Origin of the sequence: Caballeronia calidae, assembly GCF_900044055.2 — a bacterium.
Lineage (GTDB): Bacteria > Pseudomonadota > Gammaproteobacteria > Burkholderiales > Burkholderiaceae > Caballeronia > Caballeronia calidae.
On sequence record NZ_FCOX02000212.1, the window covers coordinates 1 to 2800 of the forward strand.

The 2800-nt window shown below is 52.5% G+C and carries 4 protein-coding genes; 3 read left to right on the plus strand and 1 reads right to left on the minus strand.

The features are described 5' to 3' along the window. Together AWB78_RS49105 and AWB78_RS42035 are read left to right on the plus strand one after the other, a co-directional pair. The coding region (locus AWB78_RS49105) for a hypothetical protein (protein WP_232478127.1) at nucleotides 1-302 on the plus strand (302 nt) is incomplete at its 5' end. 12 nt (nucleotides 303-314) lie between these two features. Next, on the plus strand, nucleotides 315-1064 hold the full coding sequence (locus tag AWB78_RS42035) for an IS110 family RNA-guided transposase (RefSeq protein ID WP_062613164.1): 750 nt from the start codon (nucleotides 315-317) through the stop codon (nucleotides 1062-1064). A 379-nt stretch (nucleotides 1065-1443) separates the two neighbouring features. Here the strand turns inward: AWB78_RS42035 and AWB78_RS47385 are convergent, their stop codons facing one another. Then, the gene (locus AWB78_RS47385) at nucleotides 1444-2166 is read right to left on the minus strand and encodes a hypothetical protein (protein ID WP_157697888.1); all 723 of its coding nucleotides are present in this window, start codon (nucleotides 2164-2166) and stop codon (nucleotides 1444-1446) included. A gap of 449 nt (nucleotides 2167-2615) precedes the next feature. On the opposite strand from AWB78_RS47385, the gene AWB78_RS48065 reads away from it, so the two are divergent. Next, the coding region (locus tag AWB78_RS48065; RefSeq protein WP_198399494.1) for a hypothetical protein at nucleotides 2616-2800 on the plus strand (185 nt) is incomplete at its 3' end.

Below are 2800 nucleotides of genomic sequence, written 5' to 3' on the forward strand. Positions count from 1 at the left end.
CCCCGCCGAAACCCGCGCCGATACAAGGCCTGGCTGTCGAAAATCGCGTTTTTGGCCGTGGAACTGTCGAACTCCGGCGTTCGACTTCACTTCGCCACCACACAAATTCCATCCTCAACGGCATCGCGTTCGCCGCGCTCGGCGCATCCGCGCGTCCCATCTACCTTCGTCTCGCGCTCTGTGTGCTCACGTGCATTTCCATCACAGCGCGAGATGACCGCCGTCGTTTCACCTCAAATAGCGCGAAACGCCACTTCTCGAATAGCGCGGGACGTCACAGTAATGTCGGTCGAACTGGGTGATCACGCCCACGTTTGCTCGGACATGAAGTCCGCCTAATCGCTCCGCAGTTCGCGGTCCCCTATCGAAAGGGAGGCCAGCACGTTAAGAATGCCGCTCTTGACGCCGAGGCTATCTGCGAAGCAGGTGGGCGGCCCAACATGCGCTTCGTTGCCGTCAAAACACCCCAACAGCAAAGCGTATTGGTTCTACTGCGCATGCGTACCGGCTTCATCGAAGAGCGCACAGCTCTAGTCAACCGGCTGCGTGGCCTGCTGGTCGAATTCGGCGTGTTTCTTCCACAAGGCATCTGCGCGTTTCGCAGTCGCTTCGTTGCTGCACTGGAGGATGCGACCAACTCGATGACCGGCGCCGCCCGTCTGGCAATGATGCAGGGGTGGCAGCAATGGCAGGCCCCAGATCAACAGATCGCCTGGTTCGATGCCCAGTTTGAAGCCCAGGTCAGGGCTGACTATGATGCGCAGCGACTCATGGGCATGGTCGGCGTCGGCCCGCTAACCGCCTGCGCCACTACTGCAACTGTAGGCGACCCACGTCAGTTCAAATCAGGCCGCCAGTTCACCGCATGGCTCGGCCTGGTCCAGCCCAGGCAAAAGAGCAGCGGCGGCAAGGCTCGCCTTGGGTGCATTACCAGGCAGGGTAACGATTATTTATGCACTCGCTTTTGTTCCAAGGCGCACGCATGGCCGTTCGCACGGCTCATCGTCGCCATGTGTGACGTCCCGCGCTATTCGAGAAGTGACGTTTCGCGCTATTTGAGGTGAAACGACTCGTCATATCACTCACAGCGCATTGACTGCTTCCGCTAGCTGGATTGGTTTGCCCCTTGCCGCGACGCCGATATACGATGCCGCCCGAAAGGCGCGGAAACTGACCGCCATCGACAATCGGTTCGACTTTCGACGCCACGGCGCGAACTATCCCTGCCTACATGCTTGGCATCAGCTGGCATCAACCGCGCCTGTCAGCGACGCTGCCCGACGGGGTTGTCGTCGAACTCGAGCGCTCCGAGCGCGATGATCACCGCACTGGGCGCGCCCTGATTAACCCCTGTTGCTCAAAAATTTCCTAACGCTTCAAGGGGTTATAGGGCGATTGGATCCAACTAAAACGCGGAATTTGAACTGCGCACCCAATTGAAAGTTAAACGAATTTCACATTTCTGTGTTCAGCGGGTGTAATTCCATAGTTTTCCAATATCTTAACGGCTTTCCCCTGAAGAACCTCATCCTTAAAAGCTCTCACGCCTTGACTCATGAGCGACAGCAATTCATGACGATGCCCTTGTGACATGTCTGCTGACTTTTTAGCCAACTTGCTAAAGACTTCAAGTTTCGTTTTTTCCGAGTAGCCCCAAAGGGAGTGGTTAGTGCGAACATCGAGAATGGTGTGCATTATCAATTTATATAAAATTGAATGTTTTTGTGATTCAGGCGCCTTGTCAAGCAATAAAAGAAATTTTTCATTCAGAGCGCCCGAATAACCGGTATCGTTGAATGTTAAATCGGTAAAATATTCACGCAGCGTTCTTTGGTCATATTCTGACCCGGTAACGTTATCTGGCAACTCATGCGAATTGCATTCAACATCGACTGATTTCAATGAGTCAATTCTACCTTCATTTTTCGTATTAATTGTGAATTTCGGCAGATCATCTGACCTAGGCGCTTTGGTATTGAATTTATATAGTGCCTCGTTAATATCGGCAAACCCAGCTTTGCCCGTCGAGTTATTTAACGGCGTTGGAAGTTCATCAAAAATTCCCTTCAGTCTCTTTTTAAGAAAAGCCTTATTATCGGCATCTTGCTTTTCGCGCTTTTCAATATTCGATGGTGATTTGACGGGTGAAAATTTGATGTTCATCATGTTGTTTAACCAGTGGTAAATTTAAATAAACAAATGGTTGCAAGTTTTCAGCGCGGTCGAATTGTCTGTGCGAGGAACAATCGTCAGTTTGGATGGCGTGTACGACTGCCGGGCTAACCCGCCGTGAAATCTTCAGCCGCGGCATGACGCTGAACACATCCCGGAAAAATCGAAACCGCAAGCGCCACTTCGACGAGGCCATTTTTGACGCACGCTTTCGCAACCATCGAGCACGTGTTTGCCCGAGAGGACTCCGTCCGCCGGTTGCTGTTGCGCTTTGAGCGGATCAGCGCTATCCACGATGCCTTCAAGATTCTGACCTATACGCGGATCATCCTCCGGCACTACTGCTAATAGCGGTAACGACCACCATTGGAGGCAGTATGCGTGATGTCGCTATGCGGCAGGGTCATGTACGACGGTCTTATCATTATGGGAGATAAACGATCATGTCGCACAATAAAGCAACATACTTTGTCGTGCAGGGCTCCCTATTTCGTGCCGAGGCATTGTTACTCGTGAGTGCCGAGTTCGGCGCAGTCTTGGGGTTATGTGGTCAGTCGGAACATCTCGAAGGTGTCAGGGTCCTGCCTTTCGGTGATGAATTTCGCGAAGAAATTGGTTTTGGCGCAAT

Coding starts and splice junctions, on each gene's coding strand:
- AWB78_RS47385 (WP_157697888.1), bottom strand. CDS start 2,166: ATGATGAACATCAAATTTTCACCCGTCAAATCACCATCGAATATTGAA.